24 protein-coding genes are annotated in these 22,261 nt (G+C 71.8%); 10 read left to right on the top strand and 14 right to left on the bottom strand.

The genetic code is table 11. The annotated features are described in order from the left end of the window. Nucleotides 1-4 precede the first annotated feature (4 nt). The 3 genes from ACLII4_RS09425 to nadD form a co-directional block, all read right to left on the bottom strand. Nucleotides 5-229 carry a hypothetical protein gene (locus tag ACLII4_RS09425; protein ID WP_412067137.1) on the bottom strand — a complete coding sequence of 75 codons (225 nt, stop codon included), beginning with the start codon at nucleotides 227-229 and terminating at the stop codon, nucleotides 5-7. Between the two features lie 28 nt (nucleotides 230-257). Beyond that, complete coding sequence (locus ACLII4_RS09420) at nucleotides 258-1,826, bottom strand: glycoside hydrolase family 3 protein (RefSeq protein WP_412067136.1); 1,569 nt, start codon at nucleotides 1,824-1,826, stop codon at nucleotides 258-260. A gap of 112 nt (nucleotides 1,827-1,938) precedes the next feature. Next, the gene (nadD, locus tag ACLII4_RS09415; protein WP_412067135.1) at nucleotides 1,939-2,520 is read right to left on the bottom strand and encodes a nicotinate-nucleotide adenylyltransferase; all 582 of its coding nucleotides are present in this window, start codon (nucleotides 2,518-2,520) and stop codon (nucleotides 1,939-1,941) included. A gap of 243 nt (nucleotides 2,521-2,763) precedes the next feature. Between nadD and rplU the strand changes: the two genes are divergently transcribed. The 3 genes from rplU (at nucleotide 2,764) to ACLII4_RS09400 (ending at nucleotide 4,215) form a co-directional block, all read left to right on the top strand. Next, nucleotides 2,764-3,078 carry a 50S ribosomal protein L21 gene (gene rplU, locus ACLII4_RS09410; RefSeq protein ID WP_412067134.1) on the top strand — a complete coding sequence of 105 codons (315 nt, stop codon included), beginning with the start codon at nucleotides 2,764-2,766 and terminating at the stop codon, nucleotides 3,076-3,078. A gap of 29 nt (nucleotides 3,079-3,107) precedes the next feature. Then, entirely contained in the window at nucleotides 3,108-3,368 is a 261-nt protein-coding gene (gene rpmA, locus ACLII4_RS09405) for a 50S ribosomal protein L27 (protein ID WP_412067133.1), read from the top strand. A gap of 130 nt (nucleotides 3,369-3,498) precedes the next feature. Continuing rightward, nucleotides 3,499-4,215 carry an HAD family hydrolase gene (locus ACLII4_RS09400; RefSeq protein WP_412067132.1) on the top strand — a complete coding sequence of 239 codons (717 nt, stop codon included), beginning with the start codon at nucleotides 3,499-3,501 and terminating at the stop codon, nucleotides 4,213-4,215. Here ACLII4_RS09400 and ACLII4_RS09395 read toward each other — a convergent pair. Next, nucleotides 4,212-4,829, bottom strand: coding sequence for a rhomboid family intramembrane serine protease (locus ACLII4_RS09395; RefSeq protein WP_412067131.1), 618 nt, complete (start codon nucleotides 4,827-4,829; stop codon nucleotides 4,212-4,214). The two genes, ACLII4_RS09400 and ACLII4_RS09395, sit on opposite strands and share 4 nt — an antisense overlap. A gap of 43 nt (nucleotides 4,830-4,872) precedes the next feature. Between ACLII4_RS09395 and ACLII4_RS09390 the strand changes: the two genes are divergently transcribed. Beyond that, nucleotides 4,873-5,205 carry a hypothetical protein gene (locus tag ACLII4_RS09390; RefSeq protein WP_412067130.1) on the top strand — a complete coding sequence of 111 codons (333 nt, stop codon included), beginning with the start codon at nucleotides 4,873-4,875 and terminating at the stop codon, nucleotides 5,203-5,205. A 177-nt stretch (nucleotides 5,206-5,382) separates the two neighbouring features. On the opposite strand, the gene yihA is transcribed toward ACLII4_RS09390, so the two are convergent. From yihA to ACLII4_RS09375, 3 genes are all read right to left on the bottom strand, one after another. Beyond that, on the bottom strand, nucleotides 5,383-5,994 hold the full coding sequence (yihA, locus tag ACLII4_RS09385; RefSeq protein ID WP_412067129.1) for a ribosome biogenesis GTP-binding protein YihA/YsxC: 612 nt from the start codon (nucleotides 5,992-5,994) through the stop codon (nucleotides 5,383-5,385). A gap of 81 nt (nucleotides 5,995-6,075) precedes the next feature. Next, nucleotides 6,076-6,957 carry a succinate--CoA ligase subunit alpha gene (gene sucD, locus ACLII4_RS09380; protein ID WP_412067128.1) on the bottom strand — a complete coding sequence of 294 codons (882 nt, stop codon included), beginning with the start codon at nucleotides 6,955-6,957 and terminating at the stop codon, nucleotides 6,076-6,078. A 101-nt stretch (nucleotides 6,958-7,058) separates the two neighbouring features. Continuing rightward, nucleotides 7,059-7,340 carry a twin-arginine translocase TatA/TatE family subunit gene (locus ACLII4_RS09375; RefSeq protein ID WP_412067127.1) on the bottom strand — a complete coding sequence of 94 codons (282 nt, stop codon included), beginning with the start codon at nucleotides 7,338-7,340 and terminating at the stop codon, nucleotides 7,059-7,061. A 283-nt stretch (nucleotides 7,341-7,623) separates the two neighbouring features. Between ACLII4_RS09375 and add the strand changes: the two genes are divergently transcribed. The 3 genes from add to aroA are packed head-to-tail and all read left to right on the top strand — an operon-like array spanning nucleotide 7,624 to nucleotide 10,605. Beyond that, nucleotides 7,624-8,658 (top strand): adenosine deaminase, encoded by a 1,035-nt coding sequence (gene add / locus ACLII4_RS09370; protein ID WP_412067126.1) that lies wholly within the window; start codon nucleotides 7,624-7,626, stop codon nucleotides 8,656-8,658. After that, on the top strand, nucleotides 8,651-9,286 hold the full coding sequence (locus ACLII4_RS09365) for a hypothetical protein (RefSeq protein ID WP_412067125.1): 636 nt from the start codon (nucleotides 8,651-8,653) through the stop codon (nucleotides 9,284-9,286). The genes add and ACLII4_RS09365 overlap by 8 nt, the downstream gene beginning before the upstream one ends. Continuing rightward, on the top strand, nucleotides 9,283-10,605 hold the full coding sequence (gene aroA, locus ACLII4_RS09360) for a 3-phosphoshikimate 1-carboxyvinyltransferase (RefSeq protein ID WP_412067124.1): 1,323 nt from the start codon (nucleotides 9,283-9,285) through the stop codon (nucleotides 10,603-10,605). The genes ACLII4_RS09365 and aroA overlap by 4 nt, the downstream gene beginning before the upstream one ends. Before the next feature lie 98 nt (nucleotides 10,606-10,703). On the opposite strand, the gene ACLII4_RS09355 is transcribed toward aroA, so the two are convergent. Together ACLII4_RS09355 and ACLII4_RS09350 are read right to left on the bottom strand one after the other, a co-directional pair. After that, the gene (locus tag ACLII4_RS09355) at nucleotides 10,704-11,111 is read right to left on the bottom strand and encodes a hypothetical protein (protein ID WP_412067123.1); all 408 of its coding nucleotides are present in this window, start codon (nucleotides 11,109-11,111) and stop codon (nucleotides 10,704-10,706) included. Nucleotides 11,112-11,161: 50 nt separating this feature from the next. Next, the gene (locus ACLII4_RS09350) at nucleotides 11,162-12,892 is read right to left on the bottom strand and encodes a DEDD exonuclease domain-containing protein (protein WP_412067122.1); all 1,731 of its coding nucleotides are present in this window, start codon (nucleotides 12,890-12,892) and stop codon (nucleotides 11,162-11,164) included. A 102-nt stretch (nucleotides 12,893-12,994) separates the two neighbouring features. Between ACLII4_RS09350 and ACLII4_RS09345 the strand changes: the two genes are divergently transcribed. Then, nucleotides 12,995-13,684 carry a hypothetical protein gene (locus tag ACLII4_RS09345; RefSeq protein WP_412067121.1) on the top strand — a complete coding sequence of 230 codons (690 nt, stop codon included), beginning with the start codon at nucleotides 12,995-12,997 and terminating at the stop codon, nucleotides 13,682-13,684. On the opposite strand, the gene ACLII4_RS09340 is transcribed toward ACLII4_RS09345, so the two are convergent. Continuing rightward, nucleotides 13,681-15,036 carry an alkaline phosphatase gene (locus ACLII4_RS09340; protein ID WP_412067120.1) on the bottom strand — a complete coding sequence of 452 codons (1,356 nt, stop codon included), beginning with the start codon at nucleotides 15,034-15,036 and terminating at the stop codon, nucleotides 13,681-13,683. The genes ACLII4_RS09345 and ACLII4_RS09340 overlap by 4 nt on opposite strands. A gap of 198 nt (nucleotides 15,037-15,234) precedes the next feature. On the opposite strand from ACLII4_RS09340, the gene mdh reads away from it, so the two are divergent. Next, entirely contained in the window at nucleotides 15,235-16,173 is a 939-nt protein-coding gene (gene mdh, locus ACLII4_RS09335) for a malate dehydrogenase (RefSeq protein WP_412067119.1), read from the top strand. Between the two features lie 61 nt (nucleotides 16,174-16,234). Here the strand turns inward: mdh and ACLII4_RS09330 are convergent, their stop codons facing one another. Beyond that, nucleotides 16,235-16,765 carry a hypothetical protein gene (locus ACLII4_RS09330; protein ID WP_412067118.1) on the bottom strand — a complete coding sequence of 177 codons (531 nt, stop codon included), beginning with the start codon at nucleotides 16,763-16,765 and terminating at the stop codon, nucleotides 16,235-16,237. A 218-nt stretch (nucleotides 16,766-16,983) separates the two neighbouring features. Between ACLII4_RS09330 and ACLII4_RS09325 the strand changes: the two genes are divergently transcribed. Beyond that, entirely contained in the window at nucleotides 16,984-17,634 is a 651-nt protein-coding gene (locus ACLII4_RS09325) for a hypothetical protein (protein ID WP_412067117.1), read from the top strand. A 68-nt stretch (nucleotides 17,635-17,702) separates the two neighbouring features. Here ACLII4_RS09325 and ACLII4_RS09320 read toward each other — a convergent pair whose 3' ends face one another. The 3 genes from ACLII4_RS09320 to ACLII4_RS09310 are packed head-to-tail and all read right to left on the bottom strand — an operon-like array spanning nucleotide 17,703 to nucleotide 22,148. After that, complete coding sequence (locus tag ACLII4_RS09320; RefSeq protein WP_412067116.1) at nucleotides 17,703-19,247, bottom strand: hypothetical protein; 1,545 nt, start codon at nucleotides 19,245-19,247, stop codon at nucleotides 17,703-17,705. A gap of 40 nt (nucleotides 19,248-19,287) precedes the next feature. Then, a complete protein-coding gene (locus ACLII4_RS09315) occupies nucleotides 19,288-20,820 on the bottom strand; it encodes a T9SS type A sorting domain-containing protein (protein WP_412067115.1) in 1,533 nt (510 codons plus the stop codon). A 41-nt stretch (nucleotides 20,821-20,861) separates the two neighbouring features. After that, complete coding sequence (locus ACLII4_RS09310) at nucleotides 20,862-22,148, bottom strand: T9SS type A sorting domain-containing protein (RefSeq protein ID WP_412067114.1); 1,287 nt, start codon at nucleotides 22,146-22,148, stop codon at nucleotides 20,862-20,864. Nucleotides 22,149-22,261 lie beyond the last annotated feature (113 nt).

The raw sequence follows: 22,261 nt of genomic DNA, 5'->3' as shown, positions 1-22,261 counted from the left end.
GCCTCTAGCGGGGTCGGTTGGCGCGGCGGACGGCGCGGAGCACGAGCGCCAGCACCAGGACGGCGGCCAGCACGCCGCCGGCCCGGACGGCGGCGTCGAGCGACCAGCCGCCCGCGTCGACCGTCCAGACGGCGTACGCCCCGGCGGCGACGGCGCTGCCGATCGCTAGAACGAGACGTTCGCTGGGGAGGTTCGGGGCCAGAGGGTTCAGTGAGTCGGTGGGTCGCAAGGCGGGGTTCGATCTCGCACGGACCGACTCACCCACCCACCGGCTCGCCCTCGGGCCGCCCCGCCAGCCGCTCGACGGCGGCGACCTGGCTGGCGGCCACGTCGGAGTACGTCACGAGCGCGGCGTCACACGCGTCGTAGCCGCGCAGGCCGCGCTGGTCGCCCAGGACGACGAGCGTCGTCGGGTGGGCGGCCATGAGGTTGCGGGCGAAGCGGCGCTCGCGGCCGGCCAGCCCGAACGTGCTCCACGCGGCGGGCCGGGCGATCGTGGCGATGACCAGCTCGCGGGCGTCCGTCGCCAGCACGCGGATCTCGTCGAACACGTCGTCCTGGTCCTCGTGGGTCGGCTCCAGCTCGCGGTAGACCGCGCCGGGCAGGAGCCGGGCGACGGCCTCCCCCATCGGCATCGTCACGGGCTCGTTCGGGCGCGGCGCGGGCTTGACGAGCACGACCAGCACCCCGCTCCCATCGCCCAGGTCGGGCAGCGGACCGCGGGCGACCTCGACGGCCTCCCGGGCGACACGCTGGGACAGCGCGGCGTGCTCCGGCGCGGCGACGGTCTCGGGCGGGAGCGGCGGCGTGGCGAAAACGTCCTCTCCGTGGCGCTGGCGCAGCGTCTCCCGCAGGCGGTCGACACGCGCGAGGGCGGCGTCGAGCAAGGCCTCGTCGAGCCGGCCCTCGCGGACGGCGCCGACCAGCCCGTCGATGACGGCGACCGGGTCGACGGCATCCACAAACAGGTCGACGCCGGCCTCCAAGAGCTCGGCGGCAAGGTCCCCTTCGGACTTGCCCTCCACCTTCGCGCCTGCCATCTGCAGGCTGTCGGTCACGACGACGCCCTCGAAGCCCATCTCGTCCCGCAACAGGCCGCGCAGGATGGCGGGCGAGCGGGTCGCGGGGTTGTCCGGGTCGAGTGCCGGGTAGACGATGTGGGCCGTCATCACGAGGTCGACGCCGGCGTCGATGGCCGCCCGGAATGGCACGAAGTCGGTGGCTTCGAGCGTGGCCCGGTCGTCGTCGAGCACGGGCAATTCAGAGTGCGTGTCACCCGTCGTGCCACCGTGGCCCGGGAAGTGCTTGGCGGTCGCCAGCTGGCCCGCGTCGTGGACGCCCGCCACGAACGCGGCGGTCAGCTCGGCGGCGCGCGACGGGTCGGGCCCGAAGGCGCGCGCGCCGATGATGGGGTTCTCGGGGTTGCGGTCGACGTCCGCAACGGGCGAGTAGGTGACGTGGACGCCGCACGCGAGCGCCTCACGGCTGGCTTGGGCGGCGAACGTGCGGACGGTCTCGGCGTCGCTGGCGTGCGAGAACGCCTCGGCGTGGGGGTAGACGGTCCCGCCGATGACCTGCTGGCCGAACCCGCGCTCCATGTCCGTCGTCACGATCAGCCCGTGCTCGGACTTCGCCTGGAGCCGCGCCAGCGTGTCGCGCGTGTCGGGCCAGCGCCCGTTGAACAGGATGAGCCCGCCAATCGCGTAGCGGTCAAGGAGCGCGGCGACTTCGTCCTCCGCCTCCGTCGCGGTGACGGCGGGCGGCAGGTTGTTGCCCAAGCGGACGATGAGGAGGCCGGCGGCTTTGTCTTCGAGGGTGCGAGGCACAGGCATAGCGGGAGGGGCCGATGCTACGAGCGGTGCCGGGGGGCGATCCCGCGTCGGGAGCAAAGGAGCCCACCGGCTGGGGACGCCCCCAGAGGAACGCGGGAGCCGCGCGCTACCGGTACAGTCGCTCCGCCTCGATGAGGGCGCGGACCGCGTCGGGCACGAGGTACCGGACCGTCCGTCCGCTGGCGATCCGGCCGCGCAGCTCGGTGCTGGAGACCGCCAGCGACGGCCCCTCGACGACCGTCAGCGCAGACGCCAGCCACCCAGGCAGCGCACCAAGGTCGACGCCGTCGCCGGGGCGGCGGTAGACGACGAGCCGGGCGAGGTCGACGATCGCCTGGGGCTCGCGCCACGACGGGAAGCCCGCCAGGCTGTCCCCGCCGATGATCAGCGCCAGCGGCCCTGCCCCGTCGGCCGCCAGCTGGCGTAGCGTGTCGACGGTGTAGCTCACGCCCCGGCGCGCGATCTCGATGTCGGAGACCGCGAACCGCGGGTTGCCCTCAACCGCTGCGCGGACCATCGCCAGCCGGGCGGCTTCGGGCGCCAGCGTCGGGTCGTCCTGCTTGTGGGGCGGCGTCGCGGCCGGAATCCACAGCACACGGTCGAGCCCGGCCGCTTGGGCACACGCCTCGGCCACGGCGAGGTGGCCGACGTGCGGGGGGTTGAACGATCCGCCGAAGATGCCGGTCACGGGGATTGGGGATTGGGGATTGGGAAGATGTTCGACGTCGACCGCCGACGCCACTCCGGGCGACTCAGCTCGTCCCCCGTTCCTCATTCCCCGTTCCCGCTCGCAGAGCGCCCCCTCTCCTTCTTCGACAAATCCCCAGATCCCCGGCCGCCGGAGCCCTCTAGATTCCCCGGCTCTGCCCTGCGCTCCTCGGACGGCCGCACTCGCCGCCGCTCCGGGGGACTTCCCAAGCCCGCACACCCCATGTACGCAATCGTCGAGATCGCCGGCAAGCAGTTCAAGGTCTCCGAAGGCCTCCGCCTCTACGTCCCCCGCCTCAAGGGCGAGGTCGGCGACTCCCTCACGTTCGACCGCGTCCTGCTCGTCTCCGGCGACGACGGCGTCTCGATCGGCGCCCCGACCGTCGACGGCGCCAGCGTCCCCGCCGAGGTGCTCGCGCACGTCAAGGGCGACAAGATCATCGTCTTCAAAAAGAAGCGCCGCAAGGGCTACAAGGTCAAGAACGGCCACCGTCAGCCGTACACGCAGATCAAGATCGGCGCGCTCTCCGTCAACTAGAGCCCCGCGCTCCCAGACCCCCACCTGAGATGGCACACAAAAAAGGCGTCGGCTCGTCGAAGAACGGCCGCGACTCCAACCCCAACATGCTCGGCGTGAAGTCGCCGGGCGGCGCTACGATCCACGCCGGCACGATCATCGTCCGTCAGCGCGGGACCAAGTTCCACCCCGGCCTCAACGTCGGCCGTGGCAACGACGACACGCTGTTCGCGACCTCGAACGGCCGCGTCCGCTTCCAGACCTCGCGCGGCGGCCGCAAGACGGTCCACATCGACCCGGTCGAGGCGTAGCCCTCCGGATCGACTCGATCTCGGCGCCCCTGCTGCTCTGTGCGGCGGGGGCGCTTTTTTTGGGCATGGGGGAAGGGGCAGGCGGCAAGGGGCGTAGGGCCACTCCCCTTGGACTCTCACCCCGCGCCTCGTGACTCTCGCCTCGCCCGCCCTCGTCGTCTTCGACCTCGACGACACGCTCCTCGACCACCGCGCGGCCGAGGCCGCCGCGCTGGCGGACGTCCACAGGCTGCACAGCGCGCACCTCGGGCACCACGCCTTCGACCACGTCCACGCCTCGTACCGGGCCGCCAACGTCCCCCTGTGGCGTGACTTTGGACGGGGCGAGATCACCGGGGCGCAACTGCGCCAGCTCCGCTCGGAGCGCCTTCTGGCGGCACTCGAATGCGACACGCTGCCGCCCGCGACACTCGACCGCGACTACCTCGCCCGCTACGCCGCGCACTGGCGCTGGGCGGAGGGCGCGCGCGCCGCGTATCACGCGGTCGCGGATGCCGTGCCCGTCGGGATCCTGACGAACGGGTTCTCAGCGCAGCAGCGCGGCAAGCTGGCGGCGCTCCCTGAGATCGCCGAGCGCGCGGCGTTCGTGGTCATCTCCGAGGAGGTCGGCGTGATGAAGCCCGACCCGGGCATCTTCGACCACGTCCGCGAGCAGGCCGCCGGGACGCTGGGCCGCGACGTGGCCGCGAGCGACCTGCTCTACGTCGGCGACTCGTACCACTCCGACGTGTTGGGCGGGACCGGCGCCGGGTGGCCCGTCGCGTGGTACCGGGGCGACCCGGACCGCGCGCCCGACGGCGCCGTCGCCTTCGACGACTGGGCCGACCTGCTGGCGCGGATCCGCTAACGGAGCCCGATCTGGTCGAGGAAGATGGAGACGGCCGCCGGGTACAGCAGGATCGTCAGCGCCAGCCCGCCGAGCGCGCCGCCCAAGTGCGCCTCATGTGCCACGCGGCCGATCTCGCGCTTCGAGGCGTAGATCGAGAGCACGACGTAGAGCACGGCGAACAGGATGGCGGGCATCGGGATGACGAACATGATGCCCAGCATCGCGAACGGCTCAAACAGGCAGAACGCGAACAGCACGCCCGAGATGGCGCCCGAGGCGCCGACGGCCGAGTACTGCGGCGCATCGCGGTGCTTCCAGAAGGTGAGCGCGTTCGCCGTCAGCTCCGAGCCGAGGTAGACGACCAGGAAGTTCCACGGCCCCATCACCGCCTCCACGTACGGCCCAAAAAAGTAGAGCGTGATCATGTTGAACGCGAGGTGCATCCCGTTCACGTGCACAAAGCCCGCGGTAAGCCACCGGCTCCACTCGCGCTCGCGCACGACGCGGAACGGCTTGAACGCCCAGCGGTCGATCAATTCGGGGTTGACCAGCAGCGTGTACGCGCCGATGGCGACGTTGAGCACCAGCATGGTCTGGGTGACGGGCGGGAGCGAGAGCAGGCCTTCGAGCATGGGCGTGGGGGCGGGTACCTTCGCGTACTCGCTGCCGCCGCCGATGTCCCGCCTGCCCCTCCTCTTCGCCGTTGCCGCGCTGGCGCTCGCCGCCTGCGACGGGTCCGGCGGCTATGTCGGCACCTGGCGCGCGGCCGGGCCGGACTCGCTCGGCATGCGCTACCAGTTCTTCGCCGACGGCACGGCCCGCATCGTCGAGCGCGCGCCCGGCGCCAACCCGGTGGTCTACGGGGCGACGTACGAGATCGTTGGCGACTCCATCCTGTGGCTCCGCGACGACACGCAGGACGGCCGCTTCCGCGTCGCGCTCGACGGCGACACGCTGCGCCTGGAGAACCCCGCCAGCGGCCAGCGCACCGTCTGGGTGCGGCTGTGAGGCCCTGGGGACTGGGGACTGGGGACTGGGGACTGGGGACTGGGGACTGGGGACTGAAAATGCGACGCCAGCCTCACCACCCACCTCACTACCCATCTTTGAGGAGAAGTATTCCCCCCAATCCCCAATCCCGCGAGCGGAGCGAGCCAGCCCCCAGTCCCGCGAGCGCCAGCGAGCCTAGAGCACCGCGTCGATCCAGCCCCAGAGCTCGGCGATGCCCTGCTTCTTCTGCGACGACGTGAGCACGATGGGCAGCTCCAGCCCGAACGGCGCGAGCTCCGCCTGGATGCTGGCGACCACCTTTTGGCGGTCGTTCGCGCCCAGCTTGTCCGACTTGGTCATCGCGATCACGTGCGGCGCCGGGCTCTCCAGCATCACCGCCAGCAGCTCGGCGTCCATCTTCGTCATCCCGTGGCGGCTGTCGATGAGCTGGACGACCGCCCGCAGCGTGCCCTCCTCGGCGCGCTGGGTGACGTACTGCCCGATAAACTGCTGCCACTTGGCGCGCTGCTTCTGCGAGACCTTGGCGTAGCCGTAGCCCGGCAGGTCGACCAGGAACACGTCCGGGTGGCCTTGCGGGTTGGGGTTGACGGCGTAGAAGTTGAGCGCCTGCGTCTTGCCCGGCGTGCCCGAGGTCTTTGCGAGCTGCTTGCGGCCGAGCAGGGCGTTCAGCAGCGAGCTCTTGCCCACGTTCGACCGGCCGACAAACGCCACCTCGGGCGCGATCGGCGGCGGCAGCGTCCGCCAGTTCGGGGCGGAGAGGACGAACTCGGCGTGCTTGACCTTCATGGGAGGGTGGGATACGAGAAAGGGCAAGGGGCTGGAGCGGTCGCCCCAGGCCCCTTGCCCTTCCCTCAGGCCCGAGCGGCGCTAGGCGACGCTCGCGTAGTGGTCGGCGACGGTCTGGCCGATCGAGGCCGGGTTCTCGACCGTCGTGATGCCCGCCGCGCGCATGGCGTCGAGCTTGGCCTCGGCCGTGCCCTTGCCGCCGGAGACGATGGCGCCGGCGTGGCCCATGCGGCGGCCGGGAGGCGCGGTGCGGCCTGCGATAAACCCGAAGACCGGCTTCTTGACGTGCTGCCGGACGTACTCGGCGGCCTCCTCCTCGGCCGACCCGCCGATCTCACCGATCATCACGATGGCCTCCGTCTCCGGGTCCTCGTTGAAGAGCTTGATGGCGTCGATAAACTGCGTCCCGATGATCGGGTCGCCGCCGATGCCGATGGCCGTCGACTGGCCCAAGCCGGCGCGCGTCAGCTGATCGACCGCCTCGTAGGTGAGCGTGCCGGAGCGCGAGACGACGCCGACGTTGCCGGGCGTGAAGATCATGGTCGGCATGATGCCCACCTTGACCGACGCGCCGGGGGTCAGCAGGCCGGGGCAGTTGGGCCCGACCAGGTGCACGCCGCGCGCGTCGACGTACGGCTTGATGGGCAGCATGTCCTGCACCGGGATGCCCTCCGTGATGCAGACGACGGTCTTGACACCGGCGTCGGCGGCCTCCAGAATGGCGTCGGCGGCGAACGCCGGCGGGACGAAGATGACGGACACATTCGCGCCCTCCTTCTCGACGGCCTCGGCGACCGAGTTGTAGACCGGCCGGTCGAGGTGGGTCGTGCCACCCTTGCCGGGCGTGACGCCGGCGACGACGGCTGTGCCGTACTCGATCATCTGCTCGGCGTGGAAGGTGCCCTCCTTGCCGGTGATGCCCTGGACGACGAGGCGGGTGTCAGAATCGATGAGGATGCTCATGCGGAAAGCGGGGTCGGAGTGGGTACGGAGGTACGCGGTACGGATTCGAAAGCTGAGAACGGTCGGGGTACCCCGTATCAGGGCACCCCATACCGAAGCCCTTAGGCCTGCGAGTCGGCGGGCGGCTCGGGAGCGGGCGACGGGGGCGGGGCGGCCTGCGTGGCGACCGGCTGCGAGGCCTGGGCCTGGGTCGGCGGAGCGGGCGGGATCTGGGTCCGAGGGGGCTCGACGGTCAGCTCGTGCTTGATCTCGTTGGTGGCGTCCTTGAACTCGCGGATGCCCTTGCCGAGGCCGCGCGCGATCTCGGGGATGCGCTTGGCACCGAACAGCAGAAGCACGACGAGGAGAATCGCGATGATCTCGAAAGGGCCGAGGCTACCCATGGGCGTGGAGGCGAGTGAGAAGGAGGCGAGCAGCGCGAACACCGGCGGGACGCCGGCCCGCCCCTGGAGCCGCCTGAGCGGGGCGGTCGGGAAGACCGCGCCGAGCGTGGAACGGGCGACGATGCCGACGTCCCGGTCGCAGGGGTGGGCGCCAAATGTACGGGCGGCCTCCGCCGCGGTGCCCCGTGCGTAGCGAGTTCGCCGGATCTCACGCCGGAGGCGGCCCGCAACGACCGGCACCACTGTGCACGGCCCGTAGCTTGGCGGACGCCCCCCGAATCCGATGCTCGACCGCGACACCATCCAGGCCTGGCCCAAGGCCGAACTCCACTGCCACCTCGACGGCTCGCTCCGCGTATCGACCATGCTCGAGCTCGCGCGCGAGCAGGACAAGCTCGACGTGCTCCCCGCCGACACCGAGGAGGGGCTGGCCGAGGAACTCCTCAAGATCGACGGGTCGCCGACACTCGAGGAGTACCTCAAATGGTTCGGCTACTCGCTCCCGCTGATGCAATCCCGGGAGGCCCTCTACCGCATCGCGTACGAGCTGGCCGAGGACATGGCGGCCGACAACGTCCGCTACCTCGAAGTCCGCTACGGGCCGGTCCTCCACACCGACGAGGGGCTCACGATGTGGCAGGTCAACGACGCCGTGCTGGCGGGGCTGAAGGACGCCCAGCGCGACCACGGCATCCGAAGCGGCGTCATCATTTGCGGCTTGCGAGACCGGCGCGAGAGCGCGTCGCTGGCCCAGGCCGAGCTCGCCGCGAGCTACCGGGGGCGCGGCGTGATCGGGTTCGACCTGGCGGGCGGCGAGCGCGGCAACCCGGCCGACTTGCACGGCTCGGCGTTCTACCTCGCCCGCAAGGAGTTGCTCAACATCACCGTCCACGCGGGCGAGAGCTTTGGGCCGGCGTCGATCCGACAGGCGCTCTTCAAGTGCGGCGCGCACCGCATCGGCCACGGCGTCACGCTGGGGCAGGACCCCGAGCTGCTCCGCTACGTCGTCGACCGCCAGATCCCGCTCGAGGTCTGCCCCACCTCCAACGTCCAGACGCACGTCGTCGCCAGCTACGAGGCCCACCCGGTCGCCGAGTACTGCCGCGCGGGCGTCCCGGTGACCATCAACACCGACAACACCCTCTTTAGCCACACCACGACGACCGAGGAGCTGTGGCTGGCGCACACCCGGTGCGGCATCCCCGAGGACGCGCTCCGCCAGATCGTGCTCAACGGCTTCCGTCACGCCTTCCTCCCCCACCGCGAAAAGGCGGCCCTGCTCGCGGAGGTCACCCCGCTCGTACTCGCCGATGCGTAGCCTCCCCGCTCTCCTGCTGGCGTTCGCGCTCGGCGCCTGCGCCAGCCCGGGCCCCGACGCGGCGCCACCGTCGACCGACGCACCTCCGGGCGAGCCCGTCGCCACGCCCGACTTCGACACCGCCGCCTGGGTCGCGGCCGTCGAGGCCGCGCCCGACGACGCGGCGCTCGTGGCCTTGTCCGAATCGCTCCTCGGCGCGCTCGACTGGCGGACCGCGTGCGGCGAGGACGACCCGACCGCCCCGCGCCGAGGCGTCGTCCAGATCCACCGCCTTGGCGCCGACGCCATCGCCGAGGTGACGTGCCAGGCGTTCGCGTACCAGAGCGTCTTCGCCGTCGTCGACCTGAGCGGCGCGACGCCCCGGCTCGTCCGCGCCCGGCTCGTCGGCGAGGACGGGCGGCCGTCGGCCGATGTCACCGAGAGCTTCTTGGGGATCGTGTCCGCTGGCGAGGCGCCCGGCACGTTCGCCGTCTTGACCAAGAGCGCCGGCCACGGCGGCTGCGGCACCGACGTCCGGTACCGGCTCCGGCCCGACGGGTCCGCCGCCATCGCCGAGACGCGGGCGCACGCGGGCTGCGACGCCCCGCTCGCGCCCGCATCGTGGCCCGTCACCTTCACGGCGCAATGATCGTCACCGTCCACCCCGCCGTCGCGCTCGCGGGCACGCCCCCATTGCCCGCCGACAAGTCGATCGCGCACCGGACCGCCATCCTGGCGGCCATCGCCGACGGCGAGAGCGAGATCGTCGGGTTCTCCGACGCCGCCGACCCGGCCTCCACCATCGCGTGCCTGCGCCAACTCGGCGTGGCCTTCGAGACGCGCGACGACGTGCTCGGCGCCGACGGCACGCCCAGCCTCTTCGTCACCGGCCGTGGGCTGGCGGGGCTGACCGAGGCCGATGGCCCGCTCGACTGCGGCAACTCCGGCACCACGATGCGTCTGCTGGCGGGCCTGCTGGCGGGTCTCCCATTCCGCACGACGCTCGTCGGCGACGCCTCGCTCTCGGGCCGGCCGATGGAGCGCATCGCCCGGCCGCTCCGGGCCATGGGCGCGGACGTGGGCCTGACCGACGGCCACGCGCCGGTCACAGTCGGCGGCGGCGGCCTCACGGGTCTCAGCTACCGCCTGCCCGTCGCCTCGGCGCAGGTCAAGAGCGCCGTGCTGTTGGCGGGGCTCAGCGCGAATGGGACCACGACGGTCGTGGAGCCCGTGCCGACGCGCGACCACACCGAGCGCATGCTCGCGCTCGACGCGCTCATGATCGGGGGCGAGCGGCACGTCTCCGTCGACGGCGGCACGGCCGTCCGCGCGCGGCAGTTTATCGTGCCCCGCGACGTGTCGGCGGCGGCGTTCTTCCTGGTCGCCGGGAGCATCGTCGACCCGGCCACCATCCAGCTCAGCGGCGTCGGTCTCAACCCGACGCGGAGCGGCGTCGTGGACGTGCTCCGCGCGATGGGCGCAGATCTGCGGATCGCCAACGAGCGCGAGCGCGCGGGCGAGCCGATCGCCGACATCCGCATTGCGGCGCCCGAGGCGGGCCTGGTCGGCGTCGAGATCAGCGGGGCCATCGTGCCCAACTTGATCGACGAGATCCCCGTGCTGGCGGTCGCCGCGGCGTACGCTGAGGGCCGGACGGTCATCCGCGACGCGGCCGAGCTCCGGGTCAAGGAGACGGACCGGATCGAGGCGACGGCCGCGTTCCTGCGCGCGATGGGCGCCGACATCGAGGAGACGCCCGACGGGCTCGTCATCGAGGGCGGTCGGCCGCTGCACGGCGCCGACGTGGAGGCGCGCGACGACCACCGGATCGCGATGGCCGCCGCCGTCGCCGCGCTCGGCGCGTCGGGGCCGACGCGGATCCACGGCGCCGAGGCGGCGGCCGTCTCGTTCCCCACCTTCTGGGGGGCGCTCGAAAGCGTCGCCGCCGGCTCGGTCGAGCCGGCCTAGCCCCCCGCAGTCCGCTGGTCGCGCGGACTGCGGGGGCGGCCTCACCCACATGCGTTAGCGGACGATGGTCAGCGAGCGCGCGTCGGCCCAACCCCCGCCTACGACCCGGACCAGATACGCGCCCGGCGTGAGCCGGCCGGCATCGAGCACGGCCCCTCGTGGAGCACGGGGACCTCCCGGCCGAGCGCGTCGTAGACGGCCAACCGGACGTCGGTGCCCCCGGCCCCCGAGAGCACGACGGTCACGGCCCCCGCCCCAGGGTTCGGGTACGCCGCCAGCGACCGCCCCGCGACTCCCGACTCGTCCGCCACGGCCGCCCCCAGCGAGACCCGGACGGCGAACCGGCCCATGAGGGCTTCGCTCTCCGCCACCGAGAACGTGAACGGCGTGCCGGACTCGACGACCGTCCCGTCCGTCCGGTCGAACACCTCGACGAGGACCGGGCGCGGGCCGACGTCGCCCGGCGCCGACGCCAGCGACAGCGCGTAGGTGCCGGCCTCAGACACCGAGACCGCTCGCGGTCGCACGCCGTTTCACCGGAGGCCCGGCAAACGCGCTAGGCCTCCGTCTCCTCCACGACGGTCGCCGAGGTCGGCGCAGCGTTTCGGGCCGACGCCAGCACCGCGGCCACCAGGTCCTCCGTGTCGGTGTCGGCGTCCCAGCGGACCGTCCGGGATTCGTCGCCGTGGAGGCGCATCCAGCTGGCGAGCATCCGCATCTCGTCGACGTCGGGGCGGCGGTGCACGTCGGGCGCGGGGAGGTCGGGGTCGAAGGCCTCGGCGAGCGATGCGCGCAGGTCGGCGATCTCGTCCGGCCCCGGCTCGGCGGGCAGGTCGACCGTCGCCGCGAGCCGACCGTGGCGGATCAGGAACAGCTGGGCGCCACCGGGCAGGCCGTCGTAGCCCGGCGCGAGCGGCTCGACGAGCACGGCGTGGTGCTCGTGGACGGCCGACGCGACGGTCTTCTGGCGGCCGAGCGTGCGCTGAAGCCGGCGGAGCTGGTCGCGGTACCACCCGGCGGCCTCGTACTCCCGCGCCGCTGCCGCCTCGCGCATGGCCTCCTCGACCAGGTCGATGGCCTCGGTGTCCTGGCCCGTCAGGAACGCGCGGATGCGGTCGACCTCGAGGCCGTACTGCTCGGCGCCGTCGCCCCCGACGCACGGCGCGCCGCACCGGCCCATCTCGTGGTAGAGGCACGGCCGGCCGAGCGCGAACACGTTGTCGTCGCACTCGCGGAGCAGGAACAGCCGCCCGATCAGCTCGACCAGCTCCTCGGCCTGCCCACGCCGCCCGAGCGGGCCGTAGTACTCGGCGCCGTCGTGCGCGATGCGCGGCGTCCACGAGAGGGTGGGGTAGCCATGCCGCGTGTCGAGGCGGAGGAACGGGTAGTCGCGGTAGCGGCGCTGGGCCCGGTTGTAGACCGGGAGGTAGTTCTTGATCAGCTTCGACTCCTCCAAGAGCGCCGACAGCTCGGTCCCCGTCTCGCGCCACGTCACCTCGCGGACGTCCCGGACCAGCTTGCGGGTCTTGGGGTCGTGGTTCTCGACGCCCGTGAAGTAGCTCCGGACGCGGTTGCGCAGGCTCTTGGCCTTGCCGACGTAGATGACCGACCCGCGCGTGTCGCGCATGAAGTAGACGCCGGGCCGGTCGGGCAGGAGCGGCAGGGTCTGCTCGCGGATCTTCTTGAGGTGCGTCGGCTCGCGGCGCGTGTCCTTGTAGCGCCGCCGCTGGAAGCCCAGCACGCCCTCGACCGTCGTCACGCCGAACTCGATGCGGAGCCGCTCCATCAGGATCACCAGCAGCTCCGCCGTCGCGACGGCGTCCCCCAGCGCGCGGTGCCGGCCGTTGACTTTGATCCCGAAGTGCTGGGTCAGCTTGCTGAGCCCCTTCGACGGCAGCGACGACAACAGCCGCCGCGCCAGCCGCAACGTATCGAGGCTCTGGTTCTGCAGCGGCGGCAGGCCGGACTCCGCCAGCGCCACGTCCAGGAAGCGCGCGTCGAACGGGAGGTTGTGGGCGACGAGCACGGCGTCGCCCAGAAAGTCCACGAACCGGGGCATCACCTCGGCCGCGTCGGGCTGGCCGTAGACCATCGCCGTCGAGATCCCGGTCAGCCGGGTGATCCGCTGGGGGACGTGGCGCCCGGGGTCGATGAGCTGCTGGAACGTGTCGACGATCTCGCCGCCGACGAGCCGCGCGGCCCCGATCTCGATGATGCGGTCGTCGCCCGCCCGGGACCCGGTGGTCTCGGTGTCTACGATGACGAAAGGCGTGGTGTCGACGTCCATGGGGGCGGGAAGATCGCGCCAGTCTCCGATCTGCGGCTGACGCCCGGCGTGTCACACGGTACGCACACGGTCCGGTGAAGCCTGCGCGCGGTAGTCTTGGGCATGCCCCTCTCCCCCGTGTTGTCGGTCGGCATGGTCGCCCTCGCGCTCGCGATGGCCGGCGTTTTCGTGTTTGCCGCGTGGTGCCCCGAGGGCACGCCGCGCGAGCGGACCCGGTGGGCGCTCGTCGCCCTCGCCGCCGCCGTCGTCTACCTCGGCGGTTCCGCCGCGCTGGCCGCCAGCGGCGCACTGTCCGATGTCGACGCCCGTCCCCCGCTGGCTGGGCTGATGCTGATCGGGCTCAGCGTGGGCATGATCGCGCTCGCGTTCTCGCGCTTCGGCGACCGCCTGCTGGCGTTCCCGCTGGCGTGGCTGGTCGGCGCGCAGGCGTTCCGCATTCTTGTGGAATGGTGGCTGTCGGCCGCCTACGGCGCTGGTGCCGTCCCGGCCGAGGTCACGTGGCACGGGCACAACGTCGACGTGGTGACGGGCCTGCTGGCGGTCCCGCTTGGCCTGTGGCTGTGGCGCGGCTCGCCGCCTCGGTGGCTGATCTGGGCGTGGAACGTCCTGGGACTCGCCCTGCTGGCGGTCGTCGTCGCCACGGCCGCCCTGTCGTTGTTCGGCGTGGTCCCGACCGAGCCGCGCGTGCTGCTCCCGACCACGTTCCCCGGCGTCTGGCTCCCGGCGTGGCTGGTGATGCTGGCGTTCTTGGGCCACCTCTTGGTGTTCCGCAAGCTCCGCCAGCCGACCTAGCGGAGCGTTCCCTCACGGAAGAGACTCATCAGCGCCCGTCCGACCGCGTCGTTCGGCATCCGGCCCGCGAAGCGCTCGGCGCCCGGGCCCCAGGCGTAGAGGCCCACGTCGACGGCCGTGTGGCCGCCGGTCGTCCACCCGATCCCGGCCGGCTCGCTCGCGATGTCGCGGATGACCGGGCCGAGGGCGTACGGGTCGCCACTGGCGATCGCGGCCCGAATCGCCTCCTCGACGCCGTCGGGCAGCGCGTCCAAGCCGAGCCCTTCCTGAACGACGGCCGCAGGCGCCCCGCCGTCCACCAGCCGGGCCGTCATCGCCTCAAAGCTGGCGGTCGCCGCAAGCAGGGGCGCCGGGTCCCACTTGTAGATGCCGTCGCGACCCAGCGTCATCCCGCCCGTCTCGTGGTCGGCCGTCGAGACGACGAGCGTGGCCCCGTCGGCGGCGGCCCAGGCGAGGGCGGCTTCGACAGCGGCGTCGTAGGCCAGGACGTCGCCGAGGTGCGCGGCGGGGTCGTTGCCGTGCCCAGCGTGGTCGATGCGCGAGCCCTCGATCATGACGAAAAAGCCCCGCTCCTGCCCGGCGGGCGAGGCCGCCAGCAGGTCGAGCGCGCGCGTGGTCATCTCGGCGAGCGACGGCTGGTCCGTCGCGTCGCGGTCGATCTCGTAGGCGAGGTGCGAGTCGGCCAGGAACGCCGCAGCGGGGAGCGCGGTGATGGCGTCGAAACCCACGCGGTCGGTCGCCACGGCCCAGCCCCGGTCGCGCATCTGGTCGACGAGCGGCGCCAGCCGGGCGCCCGTCTCCGCGCCGGCCGCGTCGTCGGTGAAGTAGCTCCGGCCGCCGCCGACCAGCAGGTCCACGTCCGAGACGGCGAGTTGCCGGGCGATCTCGACCTCCTGGGCGCGGCGCTCGACGTGGGCGCCGAACGAGGCGGGCGTGGCGTGCGTGATGCGAGACGTCGCCACGAGCCCGGTCGCCCGGCCGGTCGCGGAGGCGAGCTCCAGCACCGTCCGGCACGGCTGGCGGTCTGCGGTCATCCCGATGGCACCGTTGTAGGTCTTGATGCCACACGCGTAGGCCGTGGCGCTGGCGGCCGAGTCCGTCACGCGGCTGTCGGAGGCGGACGTTTCGACGGCCCCGACCATCAGGCTGTCGAACGCCAGCGGGGCGCCCTTGGCGGCGGCCCCGAGCGTCGCCGAGGCAGGCCCGAAGCCGTCGGCGATCATCAGGATCACGTTCTTCGGCGGAGCGGGGGCGTGCGGGACGGGCGATGGCGCGGGGGCCTGCGCGGTGGAGGCGGCGGTGCAGGCGCCGAGCGCGAGCGCCAGCAGGAGGATCGGGAGGCGACGAAGCATGACGTGGTGGGGCGAGTCGGGGTGGGGAGCCTACCTCGCGCCGACCGGCCCCGCGCGGTGCGACTCGTGAGGTGGTCGGTCTTCGTGCCGAATCCGACGCGGCGGGCCCGAGTGGGGCAGGCGCCCCGCTAAACTCCACGAACGGCGACGCGCCAGCCGCGTAGGCCGCTCCCCCTCTTCCCCCTCAAACCCAAAGACATGAAGATCACCGTGGTAGGCGCGGGCAACGTCGGCGCAACGGTCGCCGAGTGCGTCGCGCGCATGGACATCGTCCAGAACATCGCCCTTATCGACATCAACGCCGGCGTGGCGCAGGGCAAGGCCCTCGACCTCATGGAGGCCGCGCCGATCCACGGGTTCGACACCGTCATCGAGGGCGGCGACGACTACGCGATCACGGCGAACTCCGACGTGACCGTCATCACGGCCGGGCTCCCCCGTAAGCCGGGCATGAGCCGCGACGACCTGCTGAAGGTCAACTCCGACATCGTCTCGTCGGTGACGCGACAGGTCGCCGAGCACTCGCCGAACACGATCATCATCGTGGTCTCGAACCCGCTCGACGTCATGACCTACGTCGCCTACATGGAGTCGGGCTTCCCGAGCCACCGCGTGATGGGGATGGCCGGCGTGCTCGACACGGCGCGCTACCGGGCGTTCCTCAAGATGGAGCTCGGCGTCTCCGTCCGCGACATCAACGCGATGCTGCTCGGCGGCCACGGCGACTCGATGACGCCGCTCCCCCGCTTCACGACCGTCGGCTCGCGCCCGGTCACCGAGATGATCGAGGCGTCCCGCTTGGACGAGATCATCGAGCGGACCAAGAAGGGCGGCGGCGAGATCGTCAAGCTCATGGGCACCTCGGCGTGGTACGCGCCGGGCGCCGGGGCCGCCGAGATGGTCGAGGCCATCGTCAAGAACTCGGGCCGCGTGCTCCCCGCCGCCGCGTGGGTCTCAGGCCAGTACGGCCTGGAGGACATGTTCATCGGCGTCCCGGTGAAGCTGGGCACGAACGGCGTCGAGGAGATCGTCGAGCTCGACCTCAACGACAAGGAGGCGTCGGACATGCAGTCGTCCGGCGCTCACGTCCGCGAGGTGATCGAGGCCTACCAAAACCTCCCGAAGGGCGACGCCTAGCGCGCCGCTCCGGATCGGTCCCGCGGGGGGCCCGCCCGCGCGGCGGGCCCCCCGCACGCGTTCAGGCGCCCCGGGCGGCCATCACGGCGTCCGCGAAGGCGCGGAGGTCGCTGGCGCCGCCGGGCAGCACTTTGAACGGGAAGTCCCGGCCCGAGGTCTTCAGGTCCATCGTGTCGAGCCCGCCCTTCTTCCCTGGGCCGAACGACTGGATCTCGGAGAGCCGAAACTGGAAGCTGCCCTTCTCGGCGGACAGCGCGTGGTGGCCCCTCGACGCCAACCGCTGGACGCCCTCCGCCACCTTGACGCCGTACCGCGCCTCGACGCGCTCCAGCACCGGCGCCGCCATCGCCACGCCCAGGTCGTTGCCGGTCTCGCGGACGAGATCCCCGTTCCCCGTCAACCGATCCTGACGCGCCTCCTCGTCGAGCACGCGGCTGGCACCGGTGAGGTAGCCCTCGGCCCCGCCGACCGCGCCCATCGCCGGGCCGAGGCGGACGACGTGCAGCGTGTCGTCGGTGAGCAAGAGCGAATACGTGGCCGCCCAGCGGAAGAGGGTGGCGTAGGTCTCGACGGGTTCGATTCGGCGGGTCATCGGGCAAGGGGAGTGGAGTCGGCCGTACCTCCGTGAGCGCGGCCGCTGCAGGGTCAGGCTGCCCCCGCCCTTGTCCAAACCGCCAGTGGGCCCGAACGTCGACCGCCGGCGGGGTCGATCCCCGGGGAAGGGAGCCGCCCCGCTGTTTTTTTGGCGCCCGCGATACGCAAGCCGCTCGCGGACCCGTTCGCACGGGCCTCCCCTACACCCCGCTCGCTATGCGACTGCTTCTCCTCCCCGCCCTCGCCCTGCTCGCCGCCCCTGCCCTCGCCCAGACCGACCGCGACGTGGAACGGGAGGTGGTGGTCGAGGACGTCGACGACGACGCCATCCGCATCATCCGCCAGCGCGGTGGCGAGCCAGACGGCGAAGTCCGCGTCCGCGTCGAGCGCGACGGTCCGCGCGTCATCGTCCGCCGGGATGGCGACGGCGAGGCGGGCGCGGAGAACGTCTTCGAGCTGGACCTCGACGGGCCCCGTCGCATCTTCGAACGCATCGAGATGGGCGACATGCCGTTCGGCGGCATGGTCCGCGAGATGATGGGCGGCCCGGGCGCCTCGCCGGAGACGCGTGCCCGGATGCGCGAGCTCGACTCGCGCGCCCACACGCTGGCCCGCGAGGCGCGCGACGCCGACGGCGCTGAGCGGACGCGGCTCGAGCGCGAGCTCGACACTGTCTTGGGCGAGCTGTTCGACGTGCGCGGCCAGGCCCGCGCCGAGCGCGCCGACGCGATGCGCGAGCAAGCCGCTGAGATGCGGGCCGAGGCGGACGCCCTCGACGCCGCCACGGCCGAGCGCGCCGCCCGCCGCGCGGCCCTCATCGAGGCCCGCCGCGCCGAGCTGCTCGGCGCCCCGACGGCCGATTTTTAGACCTCAGACTGTCCGTTTGACCACCCGGCCCGCTGGCGACGACGCTGGCGGGCCGGTGTCGTTTTGAGTCAGCGGCGGACGACGGTCGCCGTGGCCGTGGCCTCCCCGGCCCGCGCCCGGACGACGTAGAGCCCCGGCGCCCACCGCCCGGCGTCCACCCCGAGCCGCTGGCGGCCGGCCGAGAGCGCGGCCTCGTGCCGCCAGACCCGCCGTCCGAGTGCGTCGAACGCCTCGACCGTGACGGCGCCCGCCTCGGGGAGGTCGAGCGCCAGCGCCAGCGGGCCGGCGGTCGGATTCGGAGCGATGGCGACGGCCAGGGCTGTGGCCGTCGGCTTTGCCTCGTCTGCGACCGGGAAGCGTGTTCCGAGTTCGATAAGCGCCCCGTCGGCGTCTCGAGTCCGCAGAAAGGTGACGGTGTCCCAGCACGGGCATCCCGAGTAAAACCGCTGCGGCATCACCCCGACCTCCGTGCCGTACCGGTCCGTCAGGTCAACGAGAATGTCCGCGAGCGAGCGGACAGGGACAGGCACAAAAGCTTTGACGGCTTCGACGGGAAGCGTGACGCCACCAACGGCAAGCGCCGTGGGCTCGACTCTGAGCACGGCGAAGTCTCCTACCCGGCCGTCTGGAAGCTCCCGGGGGGGCGCCTCGCTTTGGGCGACCAGCGTCCCCACATCAGCGCCCAACGGGACGGAGGCCCACCGCTCCCGGTCGCCTGTCCATTCGACGAGGCGCGTCGAGGTCGAATCGTAGCGGAGGAGTCGGCGCGTTTCCGGCTCCCAGAGTGTCCGCTCTGACGGATCGAAAACTACCTGCCCGCGACGGCTGGTTTGGATGGCGTATGTCCGCCCAGCGACGGCCGAGTCACGGACGACCGCCGTTCGGTAGCGGAAATGACCTGCGCCACCATAGAGCACGTCACGTTCCTTTTCGAACCCGACGAATAGCGGGATGTAGCGCGTTGGATCGGTCGGATCGGCATCTCGGACAGGGAAGGACGCGGGGACCCCGCTCTCCTTGCTGGCCCCATCGGAGTGGACGATCCGCGCGTAGGTGAGATCGAACAAGTCCTCGCCCGGCACGCCTCGGTCGTCGGGCTCGTTGTCGAACCCGACGAATCCGATGTCTGCCCGGTAGACAGGGACCGGCGCGTCGGGATCAGGGGGCGCAAACCCCTTGCGGCCAACGCCCAGACCGACGGCGGTCGCCGTCGTTTCCTCCCCGCCGACGGCACACGAAACGACCGCGCCGAAGTCGGCATTCAGTGGGCAGGTCAGGTCCACCTCGGCGCCGTCGCGGAGGGAGACCACGACCGCGCGGTGGCCATCGAACCGGACGGTGTCCCGGCCACTCTCTCCCCACACAGGAACCGCCTCCGATGCCTGCTCGCGCAGGAGGATCAGGTAGTCGAAGCCGTCGATGGCCGTCGCCCCGACGACTCGCGACCGCGCGTAGACAAATCCCAAGTACCCAGCGCCCTCGAGGGAACCGAAGCGCTCGTAGTGCCACTCGTTGCCGACCGCCAGCGGCGCGTACCGCTCGGGGGCCGTCGGGTCTGGCTGCGCAATCGCACTGGCGGCGAACACGAGGAGCAGGAACGCGGCGTGGATCATGCTCACAGAATAGGATTCCGATCGACCACCTCAAAACGGCCTACCGCCGCACGACCGTCGCCGTCGCCGTCTCTCCGTCGGCCGTTGCGCGAACGACGTAGAGCCCGGACGCCCACTGCCCCGCATCGACCGAGACCCGGTGCGTTCCCCCGCCGAGGTGGGGGTGGTGGCGCCACACGCGCCGGCCCAGCGCGTCAAACACCTCAATGGTGACGGCGCCCGTCTGGGGCACGTCGAGCGCCAGCGCCAGCGAGCCCGCCGTTGGATTCGGGGACGCCGCGAGCGCCAGCGTGCGCGAGCCCGGCGACGACTCTTCAGAGACGGGGAGCGGGGCGCCATACTCCTCCACGGCGCCGTCGTCTGCCACCAAGCGGAGGTACGTGATGGCCTCGGTGCACTGGAACGTCGTGCACGCAATTCCGAGCGACGTGGCGGGCAAGGCGCCAATTCCAGCTCCGTAGCCTCCGCCGACTCCGAAGTCGTTGTACCCGAGGACAGGCACACTGAGAAAGGACTTCGTGGCAGCGATGGCTAGCGACTGCCCCGCTACGTCCTGCCTCGCGTGAAGCGAGCCGAACACCACGACGTCCCCCTCGCGACCGTCGGGCAGCGGTTGGCCCGTCAGGTTGAGGAGCACCCCGAAGTCGGCGCCGAAAGGGGGCGTGATTGGGACTTCCGCCCCGTCCGCCTGGAGGAGCACGATACGTGTCGTGAGCGAGTCGTACCGGAGGAGTCGAGTGATTCCGAGACCCCACGAGGACTGCGAGTCGTAGACGCCTAGAACCGTGAATCGCCGTTCAATAGCATAGCGCTGTCCCAGAGCGACAGTGTCGCGAACGATCTCCGTGCGCGTCTTGAACAGGGGCAAGATTCCGTCGAAGGCTTGCGTCTCGCGGACGTACCCCTGGGTGAGCGGGTAGTACAGGTGGGGCGGCGTGGGGTCGATCAAGGCCTCGGGCGCCAGCGGGAAGCCGGTCCCGATCCCTTTCGCATCGCGTCGGTACGCGAGCCCGAATGGATCGAGCGGCACCACATCCGCGAGCGCCGGCTCCGCCTCGAACCGGACGGCTCCTACATCGGCCACATAGGCAGCGAACGGCCGGGCGTCACCGCTACGCGTGTATGTCTTGCGAGTCTGCCCCTCCCATTGCTCTCGCCCGACTACGGCTTGGCTGGCTAGCGAGCCGCAGTCCACGGTCGCGCCGAAGTCCGCCGCGAGAGGGCAGGAGATCTCGGTCTCCACACCGTCCAACAAGCGCACCACGACGGACCGGTCGGGGTCGAATCGGACCGTGTCTGGCGGAAGTGGGTCCCAGGCTGGGACGCTCATGGAGGCCCGGTCACGAGCCACGACCCGGTACGTCACGCCGTCGACGGTCGCGGCATCAACCATCCGGTGACGGCGGTACTCCACATCCTCCCCACCGCTATCCCTCGACACGTAGCGCTCGTACTGCCACTCATTCTCGACCACCAGCGGCACGTACCGCGCCGGGTCCGTCGTGTCGGGCACGACCTGGGCGAGCGCGGGGCCGCTGGCGACCGCGAGCAGGACGGCCAGAAACGCGCGCATGGTTGGACCGGGGTCGGACCCCAAACATAGAGCACGTCCGATCAGCGCGCGATCACGACGGAGCCCGTGTCTTCGGCGGTCGCCGTCCGCAGGCGGACGGTGTAGACGCCCGGCGCCAGCCCGGAGGGCACGGTCCACTCGGCGTCGCCGTCGGCGACGGGCTCCTCGACCCCACCGACGCGGCGGCCCAGCGCGTCGAGCACGTCGATCGTCGCCGCGCCAAACGAGGCCTGGTAGCGGATGCGGACCACGTCGCGCGCCGGGTTCGGGCTGAGGCTGAGCAGCGCCCCGCCGTCCGGGCCCGTCTCCGCCACGACCCCGCGCGCGTCGAGCCGGTGGATCTTTTGGCCCGAGGCGAACCCGAGGCCGTTGTCGAGGAACCGGAACCGGTTGACGTTCGGGTCGAGCCCGTCGCCGAGCGCGACCTGCGCCCAGGTCGCCCCGCCGTCGGTCGTCATCGAGGTCGTGCCCCGGCCGCTCACCCAGCCGATCTCCGGCGTCAGAAAGCCGACGGCCTGCATGTTGCCCGAGCCTGCGTTCGGGATGACGATCTCGGCCCACGTCGCGCCCCCGTCGGTCGTCTTCAAGATCATCGCGTCGGGGTCGTTGTCGTACTTCTCGACCGACATGTAGCCCACCTCGGGTGTCGGGAAGCTCAGCTTCCAGCCCCACCCCGGCGTCACCGACGCGACGGTGTGACGGACCGTCCACGTCGATCCGCCGTCGCGCGTCTCGATCACGCGCGGGCGGATCGTCCCGCCGAAGTCGCCGGTGCCGCCGACCGCCAGCCCGTGGAGGGCGTCGAAAAAGTAGACGTCGATGACGGTGTCGAGGTGCGGCGCCAGCGGGCGCGCCGTCCACGTCTGCCCCCCGTTGACCGTCTTGATGAGGGTCGCCGGCCCGTTGTAGGTGCCCGCCCCATAGACGACCTGGTCGGAGACGGCGAACAGGCTGCAGACCCCGTGCGTGAGCGGGTTGATCCGCAAGCTGATGTCGGCGAAGGTGTGCCCCCCATCGCGGGTTTCGTAGAGCGTGCGCCGGTTGTCGAGGGTCCCGACCCAGCCGACGGTCGGCGACACGAAGGCCGCCGCCCGGAGATAGTCGAAGCCGATGCTGGCGGTCTGCGTCCAGGTCGCCCCGCTGTCGAGCGTCCGGTGGACGCGGCCGGCCCCGTCGACGGCCCACCCGCGCTCGGCGTCGATGAACGAGATGTCCTCGCTCCGGTAGTCGTTGTAGGGCGAGTCCGCCAGTTCCTGCCACGCCGGCTGGGCGGCGGCGGCGGTCGCGAGCAGGGCGAAGGCGAGGGCGACGCGGAGCAATGTGGGCATGGGCAGGCCGGTGGGGTTGCCCAAGCTAGGGCGGCCCCCGGCCGCTCGCGGGGCGCGATCGGGTACCCCGAGCGTGCCTTCGCGCCCCGGGCGCGGTACCATCGGGCGGCTCC

Source organism: Rubrivirga aquatilis (assembly GCF_046845665.1).
Classification (GTDB): Bacteria; Bacteroidota; Rhodothermia; order Rhodothermales; family Rubricoccaceae; genus Rubrivirga.
The sequence above is the reverse complement of the archived record's forward strand: the minus strand, read 5'-3'. Positions and strand labels throughout refer to the sequence as shown.

Bases quoted from the DNA above. Each gene is read 5' to 3' on its own strand.
- rplU (WP_412067134.1), top strand. From the start codon at position 2,764: ATGTACGCAATCGTCGAGATCGCCGGCAAGCAGTTCAAGGTCTCCGAA.
- rpmA (WP_412067133.1), top strand. From the start codon at position 3,108: ATGGCACACAAAAAAGGCGTCGGCTCGTCGAAGAACGGCCGCGACTCC.
- ACLII4_RS09395 (WP_412067131.1), bottom strand. From the start codon at position 4,829: ATGCTCGAAGGCCTGCTCTCGCTCCCGCCCGTCACCCAGACCATGCTG.
- ACLII4_RS09390 (WP_412067130.1), top strand. From the start codon at position 4,873: ATGTCCCGCCTGCCCCTCCTCTTCGCCGTTGCCGCGCTGGCGCTCGCC.
- yihA (WP_412067129.1), bottom strand. From the start codon at position 5,994: ATGAAGGTCAAGCACGCCGAGTTCGTCCTCTCCGCCCCGAACTGGCGG.
- sucD (WP_412067128.1), bottom strand. From the start codon at position 6,957: ATGAGCATCCTCATCGATTCTGACACCCGCCTCGTCGTCCAGGGCATC.
- ACLII4_RS09375 (WP_412067127.1), bottom strand. From the start codon at position 7,340: ATGGGTAGCCTCGGCCCTTTCGAGATCATCGCGATTCTCCTCGTCGTG.
- add (WP_412067126.1), top strand. From the start codon at position 7,624: ATGCTCGACCGCGACACCATCCAGGCCTGGCCCAAGGCCGAACTCCAC.
- ACLII4_RS09365 (WP_412067125.1), top strand. From the start codon at position 8,651: ATGCGTAGCCTCCCCGCTCTCCTGCTGGCGTTCGCGCTCGGCGCCTGC.
- aroA (WP_412067124.1), top strand. From the start codon at position 9,283: ATGATCGTCACCGTCCACCCCGCCGTCGCGCTCGCGGGCACGCCCCCA.
- ACLII4_RS09350 (WP_412067122.1), bottom strand. From the start codon at position 12,892: ATGGACGTCGACACCACGCCTTTCGTCATCGTAGACACCGAGACCACC.
- ACLII4_RS09345 (WP_412067121.1), top strand. From the start codon at position 12,995: ATGCCCCTCTCCCCCGTGTTGTCGGTCGGCATGGTCGCCCTCGCGCTC.
- ACLII4_RS09340 (WP_412067120.1), bottom strand. From the start codon at position 15,036: ATGCTTCGTCGCCTCCCGATCCTCCTGCTGGCGCTCGCGCTCGGCGCC.
- mdh (WP_412067119.1), top strand. From the start codon at position 15,235: ATGAAGATCACCGTGGTAGGCGCGGGCAACGTCGGCGCAACGGTCGCC.
- ACLII4_RS09330 (WP_412067118.1), bottom strand. From the start codon at position 16,765: ATGACCCGCCGAATCGAACCCGTCGAGACCTACGCCACCCTCTTCCGC.
- ACLII4_RS09325 (WP_412067117.1), top strand. From the start codon at position 16,984: ATGCGACTGCTTCTCCTCCCCGCCCTCGCCCTGCTCGCCGCCCCTGCC.
- ACLII4_RS09320 (WP_412067116.1), bottom strand. From the start codon at position 19,247: ATGATCCACGCCGCGTTCCTGCTCCTCGTGTTCGCCGCCAGTGCGATT.
- ACLII4_RS09315 (WP_412067115.1), bottom strand. From the start codon at position 20,820: ATGCGCGCGTTTCTGGCCGTCCTGCTCGCGGTCGCCAGCGGCCCCGCG.
- ACLII4_RS09310 (WP_412067114.1), bottom strand. From the start codon at position 22,148: ATGCCCACATTGCTCCGCGTCGCCCTCGCCTTCGCCCTGCTCGCGACC.